The 23,847-nt window shown below is 65.4% G+C and carries 22 protein-coding genes; 19 read left to right on the top strand and 3 right to left on the bottom strand.

The window, feature by feature from the left end:
• Nucleotides 1–743 precede the first annotated feature (743 nt).
• Together ACYVN4_RS38875 and ACYVN4_RS38870 are read left to right on the top strand one after the other, a co-directional pair.
• Complete coding sequence (locus tag ACYVN4_RS38875) at nucleotides 744–1,658, top strand: replication protein RepA (protein ID WP_460728179.1); 915 nt, start codon at nucleotides 744–746, stop codon at nucleotides 1,656–1,658.
• 232 nt (nucleotides 1,659–1,890) lie between these two features.
• Nucleotides 1,891–2,805, top strand: a complete 915-nt coding sequence (locus ACYVN4_RS38870; protein WP_460728177.1) for a replication protein RepA — start codon at nucleotides 1,891–1,893, stop codon at nucleotides 2,803–2,805.
• Nucleotides 2,806–2,900: 95 nt separating this feature from the next.
• Here the strand turns inward: ACYVN4_RS38870 and ACYVN4_RS38865 are convergent, their stop codons facing one another.
• Nucleotides 2,901–3,851 (bottom strand): FAD-dependent oxidoreductase, encoded by a 951-nt coding sequence (locus ACYVN4_RS38865; RefSeq protein WP_460728175.1) that lies wholly within the window; start codon nucleotides 3,849–3,851, stop codon nucleotides 2,901–2,903.
• 338 nt (nucleotides 3,852–4,189) lie between these two features.
• Nucleotides 4,190–4,957 (bottom strand): MerR family transcriptional regulator, encoded by a 768-nt coding sequence (locus ACYVN4_RS38860; RefSeq protein ID WP_460728173.1) that lies wholly within the window; start codon nucleotides 4,955–4,957, stop codon nucleotides 4,190–4,192.
• A gap of 198 nt (nucleotides 4,958–5,155) precedes the next feature.
• On the opposite strand from ACYVN4_RS38860, the gene ACYVN4_RS38855 reads away from it, so the two are divergent.
• The 9 genes from ACYVN4_RS38855 (at nucleotide 5,156) to ACYVN4_RS38815 (ending at nucleotide 15,651) form a co-directional block, all read left to right on the top strand.
• Nucleotides 5,156–5,602 (top strand): hypothetical protein, encoded by a 447-nt coding sequence (locus ACYVN4_RS38855; RefSeq protein WP_460728171.1) that lies wholly within the window; start codon nucleotides 5,156–5,158, stop codon nucleotides 5,600–5,602.
• Nucleotides 5,603–5,653: 51 nt separating this feature from the next.
• Nucleotides 5,654–6,547, top strand: a complete 894-nt coding sequence (locus tag ACYVN4_RS38850) for an ROK family protein (protein ID WP_460728170.1) — start codon at nucleotides 5,654–5,656, stop codon at nucleotides 6,545–6,547.
• A gap of 183 nt (nucleotides 6,548–6,730) precedes the next feature.
• Nucleotides 6,731–7,858 (top strand): GAF domain-containing protein, encoded by a 1,128-nt coding sequence (locus ACYVN4_RS38845; RefSeq protein ID WP_460728168.1) that lies wholly within the window; start codon nucleotides 6,731–6,733, stop codon nucleotides 7,856–7,858.
• Between the two features lie 157 nt (nucleotides 7,859–8,015).
• Nucleotides 8,016–8,927, top strand: coding sequence for a conjugal transfer protein (locus tag ACYVN4_RS38840; protein WP_460728166.1), 912 nt, complete (start codon nucleotides 8,016–8,018; stop codon nucleotides 8,925–8,927).
• An 18-nt stretch (nucleotides 8,928–8,945) separates the two neighbouring features.
• A complete protein-coding gene (locus ACYVN4_RS38835; RefSeq protein ID WP_460728164.1) occupies nucleotides 8,946–9,212 on the top strand; it encodes a hypothetical protein in 267 nt (88 codons plus the stop codon).
• 47 nt (nucleotides 9,213–9,259) lie between these two features.
• Nucleotides 9,260–9,697 carry a hypothetical protein gene (locus tag ACYVN4_RS38830; protein WP_460728162.1) on the top strand — a complete coding sequence of 146 codons (438 nt, stop codon included), beginning with the start codon at nucleotides 9,260–9,262 and terminating at the stop codon, nucleotides 9,695–9,697.
• Nucleotides 9,697–12,219, top strand: coding sequence for an ATP-binding protein (locus ACYVN4_RS38825; protein ID WP_460728160.1), 2,523 nt, complete (start codon nucleotides 9,697–9,699; stop codon nucleotides 12,217–12,219). The genes ACYVN4_RS38830 and ACYVN4_RS38825 overlap by 1 nt, the downstream gene beginning before the upstream one ends.
• Nucleotides 12,216–14,726, top strand: coding sequence for a hypothetical protein (locus ACYVN4_RS38820; RefSeq protein ID WP_460728158.1), 2,511 nt, complete (start codon nucleotides 12,216–12,218; stop codon nucleotides 14,724–14,726). The genes ACYVN4_RS38825 and ACYVN4_RS38820 overlap by 4 nt, the downstream gene beginning before the upstream one ends.
• 46 nt (nucleotides 14,727–14,772) lie before the next feature.
• Entirely contained in the window at nucleotides 14,773–15,651 is an 879-nt protein-coding gene (locus tag ACYVN4_RS38815; protein ID WP_460728156.1) for a hypothetical protein, read from the top strand.
• Here the strand turns inward: ACYVN4_RS38815 and ACYVN4_RS38810 are convergent.
• Nucleotides 15,623–16,081, bottom strand: coding sequence for a hypothetical protein (locus ACYVN4_RS38810; protein WP_460728154.1), 459 nt, complete (start codon nucleotides 16,079–16,081; stop codon nucleotides 15,623–15,625). The two genes, ACYVN4_RS38815 and ACYVN4_RS38810, sit on opposite strands and share 29 nt — an antisense overlap.
• A 331-nt stretch (nucleotides 16,082–16,412) precedes the next feature.
• Between ACYVN4_RS38810 and ACYVN4_RS38805 the strand changes: the two genes are divergently transcribed.
• The 8 genes from ACYVN4_RS38805 to ACYVN4_RS38770 all read left to right on the top strand — a co-directional run bounded on the left by ACYVN4_RS38805 (nucleotide 16,413) and on the right by ACYVN4_RS38770 (nucleotide 23,834).
• Nucleotides 16,413–17,201, top strand: a complete 789-nt coding sequence (locus tag ACYVN4_RS38805) for a C40 family peptidase (protein ID WP_460728152.1) — start codon at nucleotides 16,413–16,415, stop codon at nucleotides 17,199–17,201.
• Between the two features lie 915 nt (nucleotides 17,202–18,116).
• On the top strand, nucleotides 18,117–18,308 hold the full coding sequence (locus ACYVN4_RS38800; protein WP_460728150.1) for a hypothetical protein: 192 nt from the start codon (nucleotides 18,117–18,119) through the stop codon (nucleotides 18,306–18,308).
• Nucleotides 18,309–18,612: 304 nt separating this feature from the next.
• The gene (locus ACYVN4_RS38795; protein WP_460728148.1) at nucleotides 18,613–19,068 is read left to right on the top strand and encodes a hypothetical protein; all 456 of its coding nucleotides are present in this window, start codon (nucleotides 18,613–18,615) and stop codon (nucleotides 19,066–19,068) included.
• A gap of 25 nt (nucleotides 19,069–19,093) precedes the next feature.
• Nucleotides 19,094–20,839 carry a hypothetical protein gene (locus ACYVN4_RS38790; protein WP_460728146.1) on the top strand — a complete coding sequence of 582 codons (1,746 nt, stop codon included), beginning with the start codon at nucleotides 19,094–19,096 and terminating at the stop codon, nucleotides 20,837–20,839.
• A gap of 25 nt (nucleotides 20,840–20,864) precedes the next feature.
• A complete protein-coding gene (locus ACYVN4_RS38785; RefSeq protein ID WP_460728144.1) occupies nucleotides 20,865–22,430 on the top strand; it encodes a hypothetical protein in 1,566 nt (521 codons plus the stop codon).
• Nucleotides 22,427–22,768 (top strand): hypothetical protein, encoded by a 342-nt coding sequence (locus ACYVN4_RS38780; RefSeq protein ID WP_460728142.1) that lies wholly within the window; start codon nucleotides 22,427–22,429, stop codon nucleotides 22,766–22,768. Before ACYVN4_RS38785 ends, ACYVN4_RS38780 begins: the two co-directional genes overlap by 4 nt.
• Nucleotides 22,720–23,478, top strand: coding sequence for a hypothetical protein (locus ACYVN4_RS38775; protein WP_460728140.1), 759 nt, complete (start codon nucleotides 22,720–22,722; stop codon nucleotides 23,476–23,478). The genes ACYVN4_RS38780 and ACYVN4_RS38775 overlap by 49 nt, the downstream gene beginning before the upstream one ends.
• 14 nt (nucleotides 23,479–23,492) lie before the next feature.
• Nucleotides 23,493–23,834, top strand: a complete 342-nt coding sequence (locus tag ACYVN4_RS38770; protein ID WP_460728138.1) for a hypothetical protein — start codon at nucleotides 23,493–23,495, stop codon at nucleotides 23,832–23,834.
• Nucleotides 23,835–23,847 lie beyond the last annotated feature (13 nt).

The following is a 23,847-nucleotide window of genomic DNA, read 5'->3' as shown; positions in this document are numbered from 1 at the left end:
GTGCGGCGTCCGCAAGATATGCGCGCGATCCTGGGAAAACAGTTCAGGGCCTGTCCGCGAGATATGCGTGGACACAAGCCTTTTCGGTCAGGTTATCCACAGGCCGAGTCCCCACGCGTCCGCAGGATATGCGTGGATAACCACCACGATCAGGTGTCGGCATCTTATGCGTAGCGACTCGCGATCGAGCACGCATAAGACACGGACACGCCGGAGCAGAAACCGAGCGCGGCCTGCATGGAGCCGTTCCGGCTCGATGACGCGAGCCGCCACCGTCACGCATACCTCGCGGACACGAGTTATCCACCGTCCGCGAGATATGCGCACACCACGTCCCGATGTCCGCAAGGTATGCGCGAACGGCGGCCGACCGTCCGCGAGATATGCGCGCAGGCACCGAGGTTGTCCGCAAGTTATGCGTATGAGCGGGGGAGAGCGCTCGGGCAGGTGCGTATCCAGCCCGGCCGACCGTCCGCGAGATATGCGCAGCGCCCGCCGGTCCAGCGCCTGTCCGCAAGTTATGCGTGACCAGACCCGCGTTCCAGGGTCGGAATCCAGGCCCTGACCGTGGCGGTGTCCGCAAGTTATGCGTGTCGACCGCCCGGTAGTGGCGTGCTCACCAGCGAATGTCCGCAAGATATGCGCGTCAGGCGCTGCCGAGGGCCTCGGCTACCGGGTGGGAACCGGACACACGGGGCCGGGGTGAACTGGCAAATTCCGGCCTACATGCAATGCTAGGGGCCATGCCGCGACCCAAAAGATCTGCTTTGGACATCGTGCGCGCTGCCGCCGAGGTGTGGGATGGTGAGCAGGAGGTCGGCTACCTGGCCCGTGTGTTCACCCAGACCTCGCTGCCGTACCGGGATCCGGGTGACGTACCCGCCTGGGGACGGCGCAACGGCGACCTGTCGCTCACGGTGCAGCCCGGGATGACCACCGACGAGAACAACAAGCCGCAATCGATCGGTTACCCCTACGGCACGATGCCGCGCCTGATCCTGACCTTCCTATCGACCGAGGCGGTCCGCACCGGCTCCCAGGAGATCGTGCTCGGCGACAGCCTCACCGATTTCATGGGCTCGATGGGCCTGACCGCGACCGGCGGGAAGAACGGGTCGCTGACCCGGATGCGTACCCAGTCGCATCGTCTGTTCAACGCGACCTTGACCATCGAGTACAAGGGCGACGCCAACCGGCGCATCGGTGCGAAACTCTACGTGGCCAGCGCCTACAACATCTGGTGCGGCAGCGACGACGAACAACCGTCGCTGTTCGCCTCGACCGTGCGGCTGAGCGACGAGTTCTTCCGCGAGGTGACCGCCCATCCGGTCCCCCTGGACATGAACGCGATCAAGGCGCTGGGCGGATCGGCGTTGCGCCTGGACGTCTACGCCTGGTTGACCTACCGCATGTTCTCGGTGCGACGGGAAACCACGGTGCCGTGGGAGTCACTGATGGTGCAGTTCGGTTCCGCCGCCGACAGTTCCGATCGCCGCCGCCGTCACCAGTTCCGCCGCGATTTCACCGATGCCCTCAAGCAGGTCGTGATCGTCTATCCGCAGGCCAACGTCGACACCACCGATGCGGGAGTAGTACTGCGGCCCGGTCTGCCGCACATCCCGATGTCTCCCGGCTTCCGCGCGCTGGCACGCCCCTGAATGATGCTCCCGGGCCCGCCCCGTGACGGTGTCAACTTGGCTGGACGAGAGGCGATTTCGACTCGTGCTGGCATGCCGGTGTCCGGGGGCGGATGAGATCCCAACCGACCGCGGATCGGTCGTCGAGAGCGCTGCCACGGTGGTTGACTCGTCCGATCTCCTGTGAGAGATACGGCCGACGCGGAGTATTCCCACAGCTGGGAAGTCCTGAAACTCATGCGAAGCTAGCGCTGTGTCACGACCGAAACGCAGCCCGCTCGACATCGTGCGTGCTGCCGCCGAGGTGTGGGACGGCGAACAAGAGGTCGGATATCTCGCCCGGGTGTTCACCCAGACCTCGCTGCCCTACCGCGACCCGGGTGACGTGCCCGCCTGGGGCCGTCGCAACGGCGACCTGTCGCTCACGGTGCAGCCGGGCATGACCACCGATGAGAACAACAAGCCGCAGTCGATCGGCTATCCGTACGGGACGATGCCCCGGTTGATCCTGACCTTCCTGTCGACCGAAGCCGTGCGCACCGGCTCCCAGGACATCGTGCTCGGCAACAGTCTCACCGATTTCATGAACTCCATGGGGTTGGCTGCGACCGGGGGGAAGAACGGATCGCTCACGCGCATGCGCAATCAGTCGCATCGTCTGTTCAATGCGACCTTGACCATCGAGTACAAGGGCGACGCGAATCGCAAGGTCGGTGCGAAACTCTCTGTCGCCAGCGCCTACAACATCTGGTGCGGTGGCGAGGACGAACAGTCCTCGCTGTCCGCCTCGACGGTGCACTTGAGCGATGAGTTCTTTCGTGAGGTGACCGCCCATCCGGTCCCTCTGGACATGAACGCGATCAAGGCCCTCGGCGGTTCAGCGCTGCGTCTGGATGTCTACGCCTGGCTCACCTACCGCATGTTCTCGGTCAACCGCCCGACCACGGTGCCGTGGGAGTCGCTGATGGTCCAGTTCGGTTCGGCCGCAGAATCCAGCGATCGCCGCCGCCGTTATCAGTTCCGCCGCGACTTCACCGCCGCACTCAACCAGGTCGTGACGGTGTACCCGCAGGCCAATGTCGAGCCCACCGATGCCGGCGTGGTGCTGCGCCCGGGCCTTCCGCATATTCCGATGGTGCCGGGATTCCGGACGCTGGCCCGCCTCTGAGCGGAGCCGTCAAGGCGGCCGGGTCGGGCAAGGCCGTTGGGATATGGCCCGGATGTACGGCGGGAGGAGAGCCGGATACCCGGTTTCGACGCTGTTCAGAGTTCGTCGACGAGTGCGGCCGCCTCGCGTGCGCAGCCGTAGGCGATCGTGACGCCGGAGCCGCCGTGCCCGTAGTTGTGGATCACCGGTACGTCCGGCCAGCAATCGGTGTCGAGCTCGAGACGGACCTCCGGTCTGCCCGGGCGTAGACCGACCAGTGTCTCGATGACGCTGCACTCCGCCAGCCGTGGCGCCAGGTCACGGCATCTGTCGAGGATCGACTGTGTCAACTGCGGATTCACGGTGGTGTCCCATCGACCACGATCCAGTGATCCGCCGAGGATGCAGTCGTTCTCCCGGGGATGGACGTACGCGCGTCCGAGCGGGTGCGCCTCGTCACGAATCGACACCGACAGGCCCGGATTGGTCACACGCACGATCTGGCCGCGGATCGGATAGGTTTGCCGATCACCGACCAGCTCGCTCGCGCGCAACCCGGCGCAGTTGACGACCACGTCGGGTACCAAGTCCGCGAGATCGTCGATCCGGCGCACCTTCCGATGCAACAGATGCCCGCCCGCGGCAGCGACCCGATCACGAAGGTACGGAAGGTATGTCGGCATCTCGACGAACGGGACGGCAAAGCGGAAGCCGAAGTGGTAGCCCAGCGGCAACTCATCGTGGTCGGCGGTCCGAAAAGCGCGAACACTGCTCGACCACGAAGGTACTACCGGGTCCTCCCGGTACAGGGCCAGCGATTCCCGCATCCTCACTCCCGGCGTCCCCTGCGCGGCCAGTGCCTCCCAATACTCGAATGTTTCGGCACCCCACGCGTGCACTCGCTCCGGCGGCCCCGCGGCCGTGGGGAACCACACGGCCGCAGACAGGAAAGACGTTGTGGCTGTGATTGATTCGTCGCTGATAATGGTGACGTCATGCCGCCCGCGCAGCAGCTCCGCCGCAGTGCCGAGGCCCGAAATCCCTGAACCGATCACAATCACCCGCACAGCGACGAGCGTATCGACCACAGCCGCTCACCTGTTGTCAGCAGTGGTGAGAAGCTGTCCGCCAACCCGATTGTGTCGTCAGTCCGACGGCTGCAGTCCTTCCGAACCGCCTGGTCATGGCGGCGAGCGTCGCTGTCTTTCACCGCGGTTGCGTTCATCGGTATCGAAGGCTGTGGGCTGTCCTCCGATGCGATTCGCGCAGGACGGGGATATCGGACAGCTTCTCACCGGCTGGCTCTACGTCCATCCAGGACGGGGGGCTGTAGGAGAAAGGTGTACGTGTTGTTCTTGATGTGGATGAGGCTCGGCGGTTCGGCTTCGATCACATCGTGACGGCACTACGCCAGGTGTTGGCGGAGGGACCCGTCCAGTGGCGAGGACGGCTGTTCCTCGCGGCACAACGCCTGATCGAGCAACTCGGCGATCGCACGGGTCGTCATCAGCCGGCCGATCGCCAGGTTCGTCTCGAAGGTGGTGCGGTCCTTCGGTCCTCGCTCGGATTCGGCATACGCTTTGCCCGCCAACGGATACAACAGCGCTTCGGCATACCGCTCCACAAGCCGATCGCAGTCGAAGCGCAGCCGCTCGACCAGCTCCACCGCGGTCGATACCGCGAGGCCAGCGTCGACGAGCCGGGTCGCCAGATCACAACACCGCGGGTTCGACAGGCGGTACTCCTTGAGTGGATCACCGCTGGCAGCCAGCGCCCTTCTCAGATAGTCGGGCAGGCCGGGGGAGTCCTCGGAGGCTTGCGGAGTCACCGGTTCTTCGCCCTCGGGCTGGTCGGTGACTCCCAGGATGTCGGCCAGTCCATCACCGCGGTCCCAGGCATCCAACAGCTCACGGATGCCGTTGAGCTTCATTCCGCGACTGAGTAATCGGCTGATGGTCTGCAGCCGGTCGAGATGGTTGTGTCCGTAGTAACCGATGCGTCCGCGAACATCGGGCGAGGGTAGGAGCCCGCGTTCGTGGTACACGCGGACACTGCGCACGGTAGTGTCCGCGGCCCGTGCGAGTTCATCGATCGTGTACTCCACTGTTGCGCTCGTCCTCGGGATCAATTCTGCAGGTTCACGACGGCACGGGGCTAACGCGCCATCGTTCAACGATGCAACAGAACTACGCCCAAGTCAATGTCCCGTTAGATAACGGGAAAACCCTTGCGGGGTTCGGCTGGTCTCCGTTAACGTGCGAATTGCCGGCCATGGCAGCCGGTTTCCGGGGACTGTAGAGCAGCCCTGACGCCCGTCCGATCAGTGGGGCACTCCAAAGCCTTTGTGCCCTCGCATCATCCGGAGACGGCTATGAGCTTCACCAATACCCCTGTACTGGACAGGGCTACCCGTACGACCAAGGCGACCAACAGCCCGGTCAGGTCCAGCCGACCACCGTGCTCGGAGGGGCCGAACGACTGGGACCTGGATATCGGCACACCCGACGCCTGGCGTGCCGCGGTCGAGGTCTGCCACAGCTGCCCCCTGCTGACCGAGTGCGCGCAACTCGCACAGGGATTCATCGATCGCGGCGACGCACCCCGCTCGATGATCTGGGCGGGGGTGCCCTACGACAACTCCGGGAAGATCGTCGAGAACCTGGACCGGCACCGCATCGCCCCCTTCGATCGGAAGCGGCCCATGCGAATCATCCGCACGGGCCCCGGCCCCTCACACCACGAGCTGGTGCCGTCGGCTCCCCGGCGGCATCTGGTGCTCGGTCAACCGCTGCGCCCGACCGGTACCGATGGAGAATAAGCCCGGGGGCGGACCCGACTCGATGAAACTCCTTCTCATCAGAGGCGATTCATGACCTTGCTGGCACTGGCAATCAGTGACGGTCAGTTCGCCGCCGCCCAGGTCACCGCCGGTACCGACGACGATCAGATCGGCCGGATCCCCCAGCCGGCCCGGGACGTATGGCCGGCCTGCCGGGACCTGCTGTTGGACAAGGCGGCGGGTACCACCGTCAGCGCGGTGGGCATCGCGTGCAGTGGACCGATCGATATGGCGACCGGCGTGGTGGCACCGATCGAGATCCCCGAATGGCGTACCGGGTTCGGGATCGTGGAGGCTGTGCGCAAGACCTTCCCCACTGCGGAAGTGCACCTGGCGTTGGACGGTGTGTGCCTGGCCTTCGCGGAGCGGAGTTTTGGAGATTCGCGAGATGCCGTGGATTCGGTGGTGATCTCGGCATCCACCCACATCAGCGGTGGGCTTCTGATCGGTGGGTACACCGTCGTGGGCCGGACGGGCAACGCCGGGAATCTCGGTCATACCCTGGTCCCGGGCTTCGACGTGCCCTGCGAATGCGGCGGGAGGGGCTGTCTCGACGCCGTGGCCGGTGGTGCCGCCATGCTCCGATGGGCCCGTACGCAAGGCTGGCGAGGAGACTCTGCAACCGAATTGGTCCGCGCGGCCGACCAAGGCAACCACATCGCCCTCGCCGCCGCTGATAGAGCCGGCACCGCGCTCGGACGTGCGATCGCGTCGGTCGCAGTCCTGCTCGACGTCGACCTGGTCATTGTCGGCGGCAGCCTGGCCCTACCCAGGAACGCGCTGTGGCGACCGCTCGGCAAGGCGGTCGCCGAGCACGCGAAACAGTCCTACCTGACGACGCTGCGCGTGGTTCCCTCCACGCTGGGCGAGGACGCCGTTCTGATCGGGGCCGGCGTGATCGCGGTGGCGAGCTCGTCGCGTTGAGGCGCGGGTCTGGCCGCCATCACTCGACGGTCACTTGGTCGTTGCCAGGCATCACTCACGCCCCGGCCATGGCAAAGGTACATTGAATGAGCCGCTAAATAACGGTACATTGAATTCGAGTCTCTGTCGGGGGCTCGAATCCTCAGAACGGCTGGTACGGCGGGAACGATGCAAGGCGGCTCGGTGATTCCATGGGTGACGGCGGAGATCCTCACGCCGGACGCCATCTCGGTGGCCTCGATCGGAGGCGTGCCACGCGGCTTCGCCGGATGGCAGCGAGTACTGCAGCGGCAACTGTCCAAGACCCCGGCCCTCTACGACGGAGTGACAACCTCATCGCTGACCGACGCCGTCGAGGCCGCTCGCGAACTGGCCCAGGACGTCGACCTCAGGATTCCCACCAAATCCGGACCCCACGCGCTGCACATCAGGCCGGTGCTCGGTCCCGACCGCGACGTGCACGCCATACGACTGTGGATGGGTCCCGCCAGAGCGTCGGTGCCGCAGCCCGGGTTGGCGATCGGGGCCATTTGGGACCTCGAATCCCAGACGATCGCCGTGCCCAGCGGGTTCGCGGAACTCGCCGGAATCTCCCCGTCGGAATACGCGCCGCGGATATCCATCGCCGAGCTGTTTCAATACATCTCGGGTCTCGATCGCCACATCGAGGTTCTCGATCTCCTCGCTGATCCCAGACCTGGCGAGAAACTCCAGTTCATGGGATCGGTTGCGCGGGGCGGCAGCCGCTGGTGTGTGACGATCCGTGCCCGCGACGACGAGCGTGGTCGCGGTGCCTGGTTGCTCATCGAGGATGTCACCACCAACCAAACGGTCGATCAGTGGCCGGACCTCGAATGCGTCGGCCTGCGGGAAGCGCACCGCCGAGCCGGTACTCACCTCGCGGTGATTCACCTCGAGCACACCGGGATATCGCACTGGCTCACCGACCCAGCGCCATGGATCCGATGGGACTATCTGTTCCAGCCCGGCGATGTCATCCACCCCGACGAACGAGTTCATCTCGCGGAGATGGCCGATCGCGTTCGTGCCGGACACACCGTCCGGGCAACGGTACGCACCCTCGACTACACCGGGGGATACAGCCCGAGCTCCGTGGTGATCTACCCCTATCCCGGGTACTCCAAACAGCCCTTGGCCCTGGTCCAGCTCGCCGCGATCGGCGACGTCGCACCCATGCCCGAACTCGCTATGGCCGGAACCGGAAATAGTAGTTATTCGCAGCCGGTCGGATACGACGAACAATTACGGCATCGAGTTGCGGAACGAATGCGGCGAACTCCCGCGCACTGACGTTCTCCAACGGTGGGAACACGGCGGAACTGAATTCAACCACCGGGTCTCTACCATTTCGAGAGTGAATATCAGAGGCGGCAGGCGAGCGGAATCCGGTGAGGCTCTGCTCCGCAAGATGTCCGTGCGTCGCCGCCGGGAAAACATCATCGTAGCCGTGCTGGCATCACTCGCGGTGCTCGGCGGCGGTCACGCCATACTGGACGCGTTCTCCACACCCCCGCCCGGACCCTCCGACAGCTCGACGATTTCGCTCATCGGACGCGAACGCCTCGCCGAATGGTTCGCCCGGGATTTCATCGTCGTCTACCTCAACGCCACCGCCGGCCAGCAGGACAAGATCACCGAATTCGTCGGCGGTACCGGACAGATCGCGCTGCCGACCAGTGCTCGGCAGGTGATCGACCCAACCGTTGTCTACGCGACGCGGAGCGTGTCGAACGGCGACATCGATGTCTGGACAGTGACCGTCTCCGTGCGAGTCCCCAAAAGGCCCGCATCCACCGACGACCCCCGCCTGTACTACCGGGTCGCGGTATCGGTGGTGGGCGGTCAACTTCGAGCGCTGTCTCTGCCGGCCGTTGTGGAGCCGCCGGCCCACGGCTCGGACCTGGTTCTGGACTACGCGACCGCGTGCGCGCAAGGCACCCCGCTCGCGGAGGTAGCGGGCGGATTCCTACAGGCGATGTTGACCGGTTCCGGAGACATCACCCGTTACATCACCACCGATTCCGGGATCTCCGCGCTGCGGCCTGCGCCGTTCACCACCGTGGAAACCGCCACGGTCAGCGCCGACGATTCGGGGTGCGGCGCCACTACCGATCGAGCCCGGGTGCTCGCGACCGTCAACCCCAAGACCGACGGCGGAGCGGCACCGGCTCTGACCTACCCCTTGACCATGGTCCGCGCCGCGGGTCAATGGCAGGTGCGGACGATGGATCCCGTTCCCGCTCTTCGGTCTCCGCTCCAAGTCGCCACCGAGCAGGGTCGCGAGACTTCCCCGCCGTCCGCCTCGGCGACGCGGCCACCCTCGAGCGCGCCGCGGATTCCGCCGCCGACGCAGAATTGATCGGGAAAGGAATTCCCCATGGGCACCAATATAGCGGCCATTCTCTATATGATTCTCCAAGCGGTTCGATACATCGGTATTCTGGTCCTGATCATCGCCAGCATGGCGATACTCATCTCCGAGGCCGCGAAGAATAAACTCTCGCCCGCCAAAATTCTGACCGTCGTCGGATCCGCGATCATTGCCGCACTGCTGTTCTGGGCACTGCCCAACCTGATCTATTTTGCGAGGTCGGATACCATCAAGATCGTCCCGGACCGCCAAATCGGCCCATACGGACAATGAGTCAAGTAACCATCAAGGTCTTCACCCCGGTGAAACGCGTCCGGACCATGATCGGGAAGGCGCAGAACGGGCAGAAGCTACCGTTCGGACCCTATACCCTCCCGCAGGTCACGGTGGCCGCGGTGCTGCTGACGGTGACGTCGATAGGCTGTCTGTCGCTACCGGTCAACCCGGCCATCTCATTCATCGCGGGCCTGGTGATCACCGTAGTGACGGTTTTCGCCATCGGGCTCATCCCCTATACGGGCGTTCGCCTCACCTCACGGGTCATGTGGGTCGGCCGATTGATCCTGTCGCGAAAACCGGTGTCCGCCTCTGGGATGCCGGTCGACGCGGCCTCCGCCGGCAACACCTTGTTCATCGAAGAATCCGTGGTCGTCATCCTGCCGTCCGCAGCGATCGCGCCAACCGCCGGGCATTCCGGGGTCTCACTGCTGGAAAGGCTTGTGGGCGACCGTAGTCCGATGACAGAAGGCAGGCTTTGATGGGTTTCGATCGTGATCTGCAACCAACCGCCGCGATCAGGGGCCACCTCCAATTCACCCACGGGGGCTTGGTCACCGCCACGTATTTCATCAACCCGCTCGGCTACGGCTTGCGCAAGTCCAGCGACAAGTACGAGGTCAAGGCGGCCCATCACGCACTGATCAACGCCTTGCCCAGCGGGTCGCTGCTGCTCGGGATCCAAGCCGGCCTCAACACCCGGGACGTACTGAGCAAAATGGTCGAGGGCGTCGACCTCGACGACTGCGAGAACTACGCCGTCGAGGTGGTCGCCGCGTTCGAACGGGTGCGGGCCATCCGACCCCAGACCCGCATGTTCCTGCTATCGATCCCCGTCGGCTCGACCAATCCCGGCGTGTCGTCCCTTTCGCGGCTATGGCGCGGCGGCACCGCGTCCGCCGATGCCGCCGCGATCGTCCGCACGGACCTCGAGGCCTACGAATCGAAGGCGAACGAGATACTTTCCCGGATCGGCGGGGACTTCGACCCGGCCCCGGTGCCCGCTGCGCTGTTCCAATGGCTATGGGAGCACTACCTTTCCCGGGGCGCCGACGGTGATCCGGTCGCGCCGACCCGCGAAGGAGCGCTCGACGACGCGACCGCCGCGGTGTTCCGCTCCGCCGCGCTCGACGAGGGGGCCCGCGCCGATAGCAACCGGCGCTTGTGGCCCTCGTTCATCCCGGTGATCAAGGTTGTCCAACCCGATCGCGAATCTCTGCCCTCATATCAGGCCATGCTCACCCCGCACTCGTTTCCCTACTCGGGCATGGCTTTTCCCGGCGGCAGCGAATTCCTCAACGTGCTGGAGGGATTGGCCGCCGAGGTCACCGTCGACTGGGGAATCCGGATATCGACCAAACCCGCCGACCAGGTGCTGAAGAACAACGAGACCAACCTGCGCCGACTCGGCGAGCAGATGGATCAGCGAGATCAGGAAGTGTCGTTCGCGCACAACACCCTGATGTCGAAAGCTCAGATGCTCGGCGAGTACAACAACCACTTCGAGGTCAACGGCGGCGAATCGGAGGTCGCCTTCACCACCGTGATCGCCGTGGGCAGCCGTGACCGGGAAACGACCATGGACGCGGTCAATACCCTCAAACGCCGGTACAAGCGATTTCAGGTCGACCTCACCGCACCGCTGGGCGCGCAACTCGATCTCTGGTCGATGCTGGTGCCGGGCAGTCCGTCGCGGCGCGCCTACGACGACTTCGCCCACATCGTGCCGTCGGACATGTGGGCCGGTTTCGTGCCGTTCACCAGCAGCCAGGTCGGCGACGACAGCGGTCCGGTGATCGGGGTCAACCTGATGTCGGGGCATTTCGAGCCCATCCATTTCGGCATCATGGAGGCCGCCCTGCACGACCTGTCCGCCTCGTTCGCGGTCACCGGCGAACTCGGTTCCGGCAAGTCGTATCTGTTGAAACTCGTTGCGGCGCTGGTGAACGATATGGGCGGCCAGTTCCTGGCCATCGACCGCAGTCAGGTCGGGGAGTGGGAGCATTTTGCTACCGCCATCGACGATGCGGTCGTCATCGATCTGGCCAACCCGACGGTCTCGCTGGACCCGCTGCGCATGTTCGCACCGCAGGTCGCCGGCGAACGAACTCTCGATTCCATTCTGCCGCTGCTGGATCTGTCGCCGACCTCGGGCGCGGGCGCTGCGGCCAGCGCCCTGCTGACAACCCGCGGCATCACCGAGCACCGCATAAAGTCGCTGCTGGATCTCTTCCATGTGGTGCGGCGGCTGCGCGATGAGCCCGGCGCCAATCCTGAATACGGTGATCTGGCCGCGCGTTTGGGCACCGTCGCCGATCGCGTTCCGGTGTTGTTCGATCCGAAGTTGCCGTCGCTGCGACTCGACGCCGCCGCGACAGTCATCCGCAGCCACAATGTCGCCTTGCCGACCGCGGAGGAGCTCACCACGCCGCACCTCTACAACCGGCTGCCCTTGACCAAACGGCTGGGTACCGCACTCTACGAACTCGTCGGAGTGGCCGCGCGGGAAGCCTTTCTCAGCGACAACGGGCGATTCGGCCTCCTGGTGGGCGACGAGGCCCACCACTTCACCCAAACGCAGGTCGGGGCGGCGGTCACCTCTGATTTCAGTCGAGACGGCCGAAAGCACCTGGCCGCCATCGCGTTGGCCTCGCACGACCCGGCCACCGACTTCCAAGGCGCCGCCCACAATCTGATCCCGAACCGGTTCGTCTTCCGTCAGCGTGACGAGACTCTGGCTCGTAACAGTCTGGAGTGGCTCGGGGTCGATCTGGACGAGGCGCCGTATCTATTGCAGGTGCTGCGGGAGGAAACCTCGCCGCCGGTCGGTGTCGGCCGACAGGTGCCCGAGGAACGCCGTGGCGAGATGTTCATGCGCGACGCGCTCAATCGCATCGGTCGCGGCAAGGTGCTGGGCCCCGCGCGGCCCGAGCGGGCGGCCGCCATCACCAGTACGCCGGGGATATCACGGGTGCGTGTGGCCGGTCGTCGGACGGCGGGGTGACCATGAACGGCAGTGAAAACCACCATGATTCGGAGGGGCCCGCCGCCCTGTTCGACCTCGAGCGGTTTTGGGACGAGCGCCGTTGGCAGCCGAGTGCGGTCCTGGGCGCGGCGCGCGCCTGGGCTACCGCCACCGCGCTGCGTCGGCGGACAGTGATCGTCATCGCGGTGGTCGTCGGGCTGTTCGTCATTCCGGGGATCCTCGGCGCGGTCGCGCAAGCCGACCCCGGCGGTGACACCCTGGTCTCCAACAGCGCGCTCAGCTGGATGTACATTCGAGATTCCGAGGGCGTGGACCTTTCGAACTACGATCTCGCCACCGACATCAGCCACAGCATTTTCGACTTCGACCCCAAGGGCGCAGGGATCGTCGTGATCCTGTCCTTCGAGTTCAGCGGCTGGATGATGGTCGTGGGCGGTGGCATCTGGCTGATCGGTTACGTGGTCTCGTTCCGTTGGCTCGATATCGTCGTGATCCCGCTGCGCACCGTGTCCCATTCCCTCACCGGCACCATCGCGACACCGTTGATGCTGATCACGGCGGTCACCGTGGGTGGCGGGTGCGTGGCCTGGTTCGTGCTGCGCGCTCAGACCGCCAAGGCCGCCGTGCAAGTGGTCACTATGGTGGGGGTCGCGGTTATCGGACCGATGTTCCTCGCCGACCCGCTGGCTAGCGTCCTGTCCTCCGACGGTTTCCTGAGCCGCGGCCGCGACGTCGGTCTCACGGTCGCCGCCGGACTCAACGGCGACCGCTATACGCCACCGGCGCAACTGATCACGAACATGCAGACGCATATGGCCGACAACTTCGCGCGTCACCCGCTGCAGGTCTGGAATTTCGGGCATGTCATCGACGACAATCCGGTGTGCCGTGACGCGTGGACGAACGCAGGCCTGACGCATAACCAGGGCGCCATGCGCAGCGCGTTGAAAAGCTGTGACTACGCGGCCTGGAACAGCATCGAACATCCGTCCGTCGGACAGCTGGGAACCGGACTGCTGCTGCTACTGTGCGCCATTCTCTTGCTGGGGTTCGCCGTGGCCTTGTCCTTACGAATCGTGCGGTCGGCCCTGGATTCGGTCTACCACGGCCTGCTGGCCATCTTCGGTTTCGCCGCAGGGGGATTCATCTACGGCCCGAGCCAGACATTCCTGGTCCGAAACATCATGGACGGATTCTTCGCGGGCTTCCGCATGTGCGTCGAAATCATCTTCCTCGGCATCTACACCCTGATCCTCGGCGATATCTTCACCTTGGTTCACGGCCACGTCATGGAGGCCTTCTGCATCGCCTCGATGCTCGAAGTCGTGGCGATCAGCCAGCTCAGACGGCTGTCGACCAGTATCGATCGCGGAAGCGACTGGGTGGCAAACCGATTCGCGCGACGCCTGCAGGCCGACGGTGGCAACGGCGGACGCGCACTGGGAATGGGCGATATCAGTGCTCGCTGGCACATGCCCGGGTTGATGAAATTGCTCAACAGCAGCCAACTGTTCGTCGGTGGCGAGTTGGTCCCGCTCGCGATGCTAGGGCGCCTCGGTCGAGGGATAGATCATGGACTGGGGTTTGGCGGCGGTGGAGCCGCCCCGACCGCGGCCCCTGCTGCAGGTCGTGGGCCTGCTGCTGGAGGTGGTGGGCCTGCCGGTGGTGGGCCTGCTGCTGGTGGTGGTGGGCCTGCTGCTGGTGGTGGTGGGCCTGCCGGTGGTGGGCCTGCTGCTGGTGGTGGTGGGCCTGCGGGTGGCGGTCCCGCCGCGGCTCCGCCCGGTCCCGCGGCGGGGCGGCGCGCCGTCGTGCCGCGGGGAGCCGGCGGTGGGCTCCCACCGGCATCCCGAGCTCCGTGGAATCTCAGGCCGTTGCGGCGCGCTGCTTTGCCGCCGGTACTCGGTGCCAGACACCCGGAGGTGCTCGTAGCTCCGCCTGGTGGCTGGGAGATAGGAAGCTTCATCGGACCGGCGGGCTTCGGGGTCCTCCCGCCGGGTTCGGGCGTACGCCCGATCGCCGCCGCCATGAGCAACGTCCAGGGCCTGGCCGCACAGGCCTTCGCCACCGGACAGCAGGCAGACATGGACAATTTCGCGGCGGGGCTGACCCAACTCCACCAGATGTCGGCCGCCTTCCGTCACGCCAATATCAGGGGTCAGACTCTCGGCCCCGAAGCCCGACAGTGGCTCAACCAGTACATGGCCCATCCGTCACGAGAGAATTTGGAGGCCCTGGGGCACCTCGCACATACCCCGGATACGAGCGTGCTGCCCAAGGAAATCCGCGATAGGGTCAACGACCTCCGGAGCCAAGGGCTCGACCGTCACTTGGCAGAAAGCGCCTGGGCGGGAATCGGCTATCTGCACGCTGACAGCGTGCACCAGGCCATCAGCAAGTTCCATGGGCAGGACTTGACCGACCCCAGGACCCTCGAGGCCTTCAACACAACGATGCAGGCCATCGATCGGGCCCAGCTGATCGAAGACCGGTGGGTGCCCACCGGAATGCCATCAGTCTTCGGATAGTTCATTTCGTGCCAGTCGACCGGACTACTTGCTTGGAGGCCAGACTATGGGACTGGGGACACTACTCGGCGGCATAGGCTGGCGGCATCTGATCATTCCGATCGCGATCACGGCTCTGCTGCTCCTCGCCGCAATCATCGGGGTTCTCGGTAGCGTCCCCGCGGCCTTCGGCGTGGACTATAACCAGTGCGAATCGGCGGTCGGACCAGACCCGGCGATCACGGAGACTCCCACCGTCACGCCGTCGGCTCCGACCGGCGAACCGGAATTCGCCACGACGATTCCGCCGATCGCCACCTCCATGGCCGAGGTCACCATCGCACCGGACGATACGACCGTGTCCCAGTGGGATCGAGACTGTGTGAGCGCGATGCGGTACGCACAGCCTCAGAAGGCGCCCCTGCGGACTCCTTACCGGGGTTTCGCCGCCGATTGCGCCCGGCAGGCCGCACTCGCACAGCTGAACCGCGACACGAAAAGGGACTCGCGGGTCGCAGACCAGGCGGTGATGACCGCGGTGGTGATCCGTACCGCTTCGCTCGGTGCGCTGAGCGGCGTCTGCCGGTCTGCGACCACCGGCGATACCGATCCGCCACAATCCGCAGTCGGCGAAAGCCCGGCGGCGCTGGACGATCCGGTGACCGCTCGATGTCAGGATCCGATGGCCCGGGCCGTCATCGTCTTGCCGGAAACCCTCGACATTCAGGGCTTCTGCGGGCAACGGGTCGATCCCTCAGCGGTCTCCCCCGGGGATCTGGTGTTCTGGGATCATGCGCACCGCGGTCATGTACCCGGTCGCGTCGGTGTCTGGATCGGGCCGAACCTCATCGTGAGCAGCGATCCGGTCTCCGGACAGGTTCAGGAGTCGGAGATGCCCACGGGGCGTGATGTTCTCATCAAACGGGTGCTCGGAGGCCTGCCATGACGAGTCTCGAGCCAGCGGGCGAGATCGGAGCCGCCGAATTCGACATCGAACCTCTGATGGCCGACATCGCGGTGGCCACCGAGACCGGCAGGAAGAACCGAATCCTGCACTCGACCCCGTGGACCGCTCGGACGAGCTTCCCGTCGCCGGTCGAGCCAGCGGCGCCCGCTCGATCTCCCTTCAGCGAAGCGACATCCGCCGCGTCGGCCGACGCTCCTCCCGGACAGTCTCTGCCGACCGCGACGACCGTTTCGGCCACGCCGACCGGGCCGACCGCGGTCACCGACACCAGGGCGTCCCGACCCGTGGCGGCCCCTCCGACAACGGCAGCTCCGGCGGCTACAGTCAAAACGTCAGCGAGTACTGCTGTCCAACAGTGGACTCCGACGTCCGCGCCGATCTCGGCGACAAGCCCACGGGGCACCGGCATCGGGCAACCTCCGCCGCTGGACACGGCCCAACCGGCCATATCTGGGCATTCCCCTCCGGGCATGCTCACCCCGTTCCTGGCATCGGCCCTGGCCGACTCCACGAGATCGAGACAGACACCCGCGCCGTCACCCCCGACCGCCACGGTGCCGAGTGATGCACTCGTTCCGCGCGCACAGACCGCGCTCCGGGCTGCGCGGCAGACATACGGCACCCGGCAGACCGCGCCGCCGACATCTACAAATTCGGTGCCCGGCCGTGTCCGGTCGCCGGGCAGCGCGCAATCGACCGGTAATGCTCATTCCACCGGCAGCGCCCAGCCAACCGGCGCGATGACGGGAGTCGCTGCGTCGGCAGTGAAGGCCGCGCAGCTCTATCAGAGCAATACCGCGACCGCCTACTACAACATCGACAGTCAGCTGGCCGTCTACCTGGACGCCCTCGCCGGATATCACGATCTAGATGTCGCCGCGGTGAAACGCGTGCTCGGCGATCTCGATGCCGCACTGAAGGCCCTCGGCCCATCGGCGTACACCCCCGCCGGTCAGCAACGTGTTCACGACATCGTGACCGTCGCGCTCGTCGCGGGAGACAATGTCGTCACCGGCGGGCACGCGACCGCGAGCGACATCGCCGGGGCCATCGATCAACTCACCGCCCTGTTCCTCTACAACATCGCCGGACAGCGGCACGCCGGAGTCACGCTGCCCAACGCACCCGCCGCGGCACTGCGGCAAGCCGGATACACGCAGCCGAGCACGCTCGCCGCCGTCCAGCAGGCGATCTCGGTAGCGCTGTCGGAGCTGGGAAAACCGTATCTATGGGGCGGCACCGGGCCGGATTCCTTCGACTGTTCCGGACTGATGCAGTACGCCGCGGCGGTCGCCGGGATTTCGATCCCGCGCACCTCCCAAGAGCAGTACGCGGCGCTGCCCGCGGTAAACCAGGCCGACATCCGACCTGGGGATCTGATCTTCTGCGAATTCGGAGTCGACGGTCCCGGGCCCGGCCACGTCATGATGTACCTCGGTGGCGGGCAGTGCGTCGAGGCTCCGCATACCGGAGCGACCATCACAATCACGTCGTTGCCCGCCAGCTTCGAAGCCGGGCGACTGCCATAGCCGTGCCGTAGCGTCTTCGTCGCGTGTGGGAATATGGCAGCTCGGTAGGCCTCGCCACCAGCGAATTCTCAGGTGTGGGGACAGGTCACTGCGGCCGTTGCCGGTGGACAGTAGGGTCGTGTGCACCGTCTGTTAACCCGTCAACAGATTCAGGGCGGCGGGTTGGCAGCGGTCCTGATTTCATCGCCGCCCGATCCCGACGAGGCGAGAGGATCGTGTTGGTCGAGCCTGTCAACGAATTGCCCTGGCCGACTTGAGGACTCGACTTCGCGGAGGTGCTTCGGGGTTGGCAGCCGCTGGGCTTCCACGAGTTCATCGTGAAGGTACACGGCCACTGAACTTGGCGTGCAATCACTGCTAGGCGGTTCGTGGCGACGGAATCCCGCTCGACGCGGCCCTCTCTGAGTCGGCGATGACGGCCTGCCAGATCGGCGTCGCCGCGCTCGGCAACACTTGCCGTGCTTGTGCGCTGCACACCGTGTGCGGCGGTGGGCATTTACGTGCACCGCTACCGCAGTGAGTCGGGATTCCGCAATCCCTCGGTGTACTGGCCGGACCCGATCGCCCTCATTACTCACATCGAAACCCGGGTTCGCGATGACCGCGGAAAACACCGCCGCGGAGGCGATGACCGCGCACCGGACCTTTTGGCGCGTCCGCAGTCTCACCCCGCACCCGGCATGGATCGCCGACCTGGCCGCACGCTGGGTCGCGAGCCACCCCGGGGCGCCGAGGTCTCCGCCGTGACCTACCTCGACCAGCGATCGATTCCCAAACACCATCGGCGGCTTCCGCAGACCGCCCAACTGAAATCGACCGACCATGGGGCCGTCCGCGGCCGCCCGCCCGGACAACCGGAAGGCTACAGCGCCTACTTGGCTGTATATCGCAGCGAAGCCCTCGCCATCTATACGCGTGAACTGCGCTCCGATCCACTGCGCCCGCAAGTGGGCCGGACTGGCGTTGACCGTGCCGAAGATCTACGGCACCCGGCACCACAGAATACTCGATCTGCGGCCCGAGGTCGTGGCCCACCTGTACGACGCCACGGACCCGGACCCGGACCCGGACGCCGACATCCCGGCCTTACTGCGCTGGCTGGCATGAACGGGGCAGCCGGAAAATCGGGAAGGTCGCGACCTTCAGATTTCCTTTTCCACGACTGCCATCGCCCCGGGCACGGACTTGTTCGCATCGGCTTCCCAATAGTGGGGATCGCCGAAAATAAACGCAGTAGCTTCTGGCTTCTCGCCTGTCGGATGGCTGTGATGGTCGGTTGAAGTGGAGCGAGGTGACAGGCCACCATGCTTCTGCGTCGATCTGTGACAAGTGAGGGACTATGGGTCATGGTTGGGGTACTTGGGCTAAATCGATCAAAGGATGGGCACTCCCAACGTTGGGAGTGATAGGAATGGCGGGAAATATCGTGCCAGGACTTTCTGTCGTTACAGGCGTTGCGGCCGCAGTGATCGGTGGAGTGGCGGCCATGGAAGACGGTGATAGTCCCGAGGCCGCTCTCGGAGCTGCCGCCATCGACGGATTGAGCACCAGCTATGGTGGCAAGGCGGGAGGAGGGATCGCCGGGATCACCAAGGATGCCAGGGCCACCAAGGGGTTTCTTCGCGCCCTGAAGGGCGCGGGGGTAGGGCGCGATTTGGCTGGCGTGGGAGAAACGGTCGCCGCCACAACAGGCGGGGATTACTTGACGAATTTCATACCTGGGCGGGGTCACGACCAGGCGGGTGACCGTGGGCAGAACAACCAGCAGCAGCAGGCTCCGGGTGGTCCTGGAACGCCCCCAGTCCCGCAGAAAGAAATGCCGGTTGTAAACCTGTCGACGCTGACGAGTCCCTACGTCTATGTCTGATTCCTCGGGCATGAACGATATATTTATGCCTGATGCGCGGAAAATCAGGGATGAGCTGAAGATGGCTCCAGTCTTCGTGCTGGACCCCAGTGTGGTGAATAACTGGTATCTCAAACTTCCCGGAACTTTCAAATACAACTTTGGGCAGCTCGGCACCGGAAATACGACTCCGCCACCGGCGTCACCGACGCCGTCTACCGACAGTGCCCTACCAGTCATCGCAGGAATGACGGGTCAGCTGCTACAGAGTTATCAGGAGTACGCAACGAAACTCGACAATGCGATGCAGGAACTGCTGTCGGTGGACAAGGGTATGCCCGCCATCGCGGATGCCACCAAGGATATAGCCCAAGGCGCCCGCGATTCGATCAACAATACGATCGATACTATGCATACCAATGCATTATCGGGGCCGACAGCAGACTACACCGAGACCACCTGGGTCATGAAATTCATCTCCGATGCCTCCGTTGATTTGTGTTCCGTTATGGATCAAACCAAATCTAAATTACTAGACCAGGCGGGCGGGGCTGCAGGGCTGGCATCAAATATGAATGCCTTCCAGGCTCAGATGGCCGCACTCCAGCAGCAGGAAGCGACTGATGCCGCCTCGTTCAAATCGCGACTGGATGCCTTGAATGGCGCAGGGAACGGGAATGCGGGGAACGGGAATGCGGGGAACGGGAATGCGGGGAACGGGAATGCGGGGAACGGTTCGGGCGATAATACTGCAGCGGATCTGCTTAAGGATCTGGGGTTGAGTCCGCTCGGAGGTCCGGACTCCGGGAAAAACGGTGTCTCGAACTCGCCGACGGCGCCTGGCAATGATGGAACTTCGAACACGCCCGGTGTGAATACCCCCGGCGCGAATACCTCCGACAATGGCCTGAATCTCCCTGGTAACAGCTCGGGAGCGCCAGGCAATGGCGGCCAGAATTATCCGATCAATGATTCGACCGGTGGTGCGGGCAACATTCCCGTTCAGGCGGGCTCGAACCAGGACGGATACAACGCATCGCCGATTTCGGACTTGTCGTCGTTGGCTATGCTTTCGGCGATCCCGAACATGCTGGAGTCCATGAACCAGGGCATCGGGCAAGACCCGGCCCTGAACGCCGCATATCGGATGCCGCAGCAGCCCTTGCCGGCCGCGCCGTTGACTCCGCCACCGGGGACCACCCCCGCCGCGCCGGTCACCGAGGCGTTGGCTCCACAATCGGTGACACCCGACGCAAGCAATCCGGGGACACCCCCCTCTGCGACTTCGGTCATGCCTGCACCGGACGCCGACGGGGGTGTGCTCTACACCTATCCCGATGGGAAGTCGCAACGGGTCTGCGCCACCGTGTGGAAGGCGCTCGATGCCGCGTTCCACGACCCGACTGTGCTCGACGCGCGTCAGGCCTACGGCAAGACCTCGTCGAGTTGGTCGGATGACAAACACATCGGTGATCCGAAGGACCCGTACGAACTGATCACCGGTGACGTCGTCGTCTGGGAGGACCCGTCGAAGACCGCCATCGTGCGGCGACTTGACGGGGCCAGCGAAGACGATGCCCTCGAGGTCATCGTCGACAAGCGCGTGCAGCCCTACGCCGACGAGATGTCCGACAGCACCGGCAGTTTCAAGGGATTCGGTGGCTTCGCGCGTCCGCGCGGCATCACCGCGCCCGGCAAGAGCGCCGATCCCGACTCGTCGACCCCCACCGGTCTACCCACCGACGACCCGTCGGCAGCGCTGAACGCCGCGGCGCTGCCGACGACGATCTGACCACCTACCGCCGGAGGCATCGACTGTGGACCTGAGCGTCAACCCCGATGAGCAGCTGCGGGCGGCCCAAGCGCTGGACGACCTGCACCGCCGCCTGCACGCCGGGCTGCCCTTGACCTGGGCGCAGCCCGCGGGGCAGGACGTGAACTCACACGTCGCGACCACTGGCATCAATGCGGGAATACAAGATTCGCGAAACCAGATCATCGCATTTTTCAACGAGCTGGCACGCCATCCCCATCCGATGGGCGCCGCGATCGCCGCCCTGACGCAGACCGATGGAGACGGCGCGCGGTCGATCGGCGGCAGCGGGGGAGACGGACGCCCGAATCCGATCGAGCCACCGCCCACCTATGCTCCGCACTCGGCACCCGTACCGACGCCGGCTATCGCTGCGGCGGTCGATCCGCTCACCTTCGCCCAGCAGCTGCACGCGGGTCCGGGCACCGGGCCGACCCGCGACCTTGCGAACTCGATCCGCCAGTATCGTTCCGGCCCTTACAGTTCCGGGCTCGACGAACTCCAGGGGCTGCTCCCGGTGATCGCCGACTGGACGCCGGTGGGGACGGCCATCGCGGCTCATCTGGGGACTGTTCAGCAAAAGCTGAGCGACCTCGGCGACACGCTCGACGGGCACGCCTCGACGCTCGACAACTACGCCGACGCATTCGATACCGCCAAGAACCGGCATCCCACGCCCCAGGAGATCCAGACCACCCGCACGAAGCTGCTCGCCCTGATGAAAACACGGCCGCAGGACCCCATCGCGGTCACAAGGGCGCTGGCCGAATTCAACGAGCACAACGCGCGATCGGTTCAGACGTTCACGGAGTACACCGCCAAGACGGGAACCTCGGCGAACCCCACCGGGAGCGGCGGTCGCCCGTCGAATCCGACGACTGGCGGCGGTCAGCCCGTTCCTGGCGGAACCAGTACGCCCGCCACCGGCAGCGGTAATCCGACCGGGAGCGGCGGCGCATCCAACGGCAACAACAACCAGAACAGCATGATGGCCGAGATGCTGCCGGCGCTGCTGAGCAGCGCGATGTCCGGCGCGAACAATCAACTGTCGCACAACAATCTGCCCGACCAACCGTCGCTGGACCCGTCCCCCTACCTCGACACCCCCTTGCCGTCCGTTCCGACGTTGTCCGACGTCGGTGGCGGTGGTCCCAGCTATCCCGGCGGCGACCCGGGCGGACCGAGCGTGCCGGCGGTGTCGACCGATCCGGGACCGCTGCCGGTGGTGGGCGCGCCCGCGCTGGCCAGCACCGTCTCCTCCGTGCCCGCGACGCCCACGGCCGTCGTCGAGCCGCTGCCGACGGCGGCGAACGCCCGCTCCGCCGCCCCCGGCGCCGCCGGCTCGCCGATGGGGCCCTATATGCCGATGGCGCCGGGCATGGGCGGCGGCGCCGGTGGCGGCGAACGCGCCCGGGTCGTCGCCTGGCACCCCGACCAGAAGATGTTCGTCGACCACACCCCGCACGTGGAGGCCGTGATCGGCGAGAAGCCGACCATCGCGCCCACCCCGACACCCGCCACACCGGCCCCCGCCAATCAGGCGGCCCCCAAGACCGGAGGTTCCGTATGAGTGAGATCCATCCCGACGTACAGGCCGCGCTCGACGCCGCCCGCGATCTACGCAATCGAATCGCCGACATCCGCGGGCGGATCGATGCCATCCGCGCCCGCCGCCCCTCACCGACCGGCGCAGTGGTGCCCGAGATCGATGCCATGGGCCGCCTGACCGATCTCTACCTCGCCCCCGGCAGCACCGAGCAGTTCGACTGCGAAGAACTCGTCGCCGAGATCATGGCCGCCATCACCGAGAGCACCGCCGACGCCGGACGGCAGTACCAGGCCCTGATGGATTCCGATCCATGGCACGACCCCGAACCCGCCTCGGCGACACCGGAACACGCCTCGTGAGCGACGAACTCGAGAACGACGAGAACGACGTCACGGTCGCCGATACCGTGCGCTGGCTGCACAACGAGGGATTGGCGCGGCTGAGCGGCATCGGTGAACGCGCGATGAGCCCGATCGTCGCCTACACCGTGGACGTCGCCACCGGAACCATCACCGCCTTTCCGGCGGCGGTCACCGGACCCGGCACCGACGTGGTGGCCATGCCCGCCGACGACCTGCCCGCCCCCGGCCCGACATCCAAACGCCTGATCGTGGTCGGGGTGACCGCCACCGAATCGGTCCTGGTGCTCGACCTGGCCGTCATCGCGTCGCTGGGCATCAACGCCGAGCGGCCCGAAGCCACCGCCCGGTCCTGGGTCGCGCAATTGCTGCTCGATCCACAGATCACCATCGTCACCAACAGCCCCGAACTGGACGCCCCGGCGGGGGCACGCTGCCGGCAAACCTTCATTCCCGGCGGCGCCACCCTGCTCACCGTCGACGACGGGCAGCCACCGGTCACCACGGTGACCCTCAACCCGGCCATCGACGGACCCGACCATCTCGACGTGGCCGACGACGGATCAGCGGAACTGTATCTCGGCACCCGCTTCTGGCAGATACAGCACGTGCTGAGCGTCAACGACCTCACCTGGGCGGCACTCACCGCGGAGCTGGAACTTCCCGCGGAAGAACACAATTCGCTGGTATCCGGCCGAACCGACCACTAATTCAGGAGCATCCCATGAGCGACGATCACGACGACCTCGACCCCGCCGCACCGGACTGGCGCACCCTCAGCTACGAGGTGTTCAACCCCGATCACACCGTCGGTGTCGCCTGCAACCGCGACGGCGAGATCATCGGCCTGCATCTCACCGACGACGCCCGCGACAACGGCGAGACCTGGCTCGCCGCCGAACTGGTGCGCCTCGCGCGGCTCGCGCACCACAAGTCCCGGCTGGGTCTGCGCACCGAGATGGAGCACAACGGAACCCGCGGCCACACCATCGATTCCTTCGACCTCCCGACCGAGGCGTCCTACCGGGCCATGGAAGCGGCCGAATTCGGTACGCCGCGCTACTGAGACGACGGGAACC

The organism is Nocardia heshunensis, assembly GCF_054782115.1.
The sequence above is the reverse complement of the archived record's forward strand: the minus strand, read 5'-3'. Positions and strand labels throughout refer to the sequence as shown.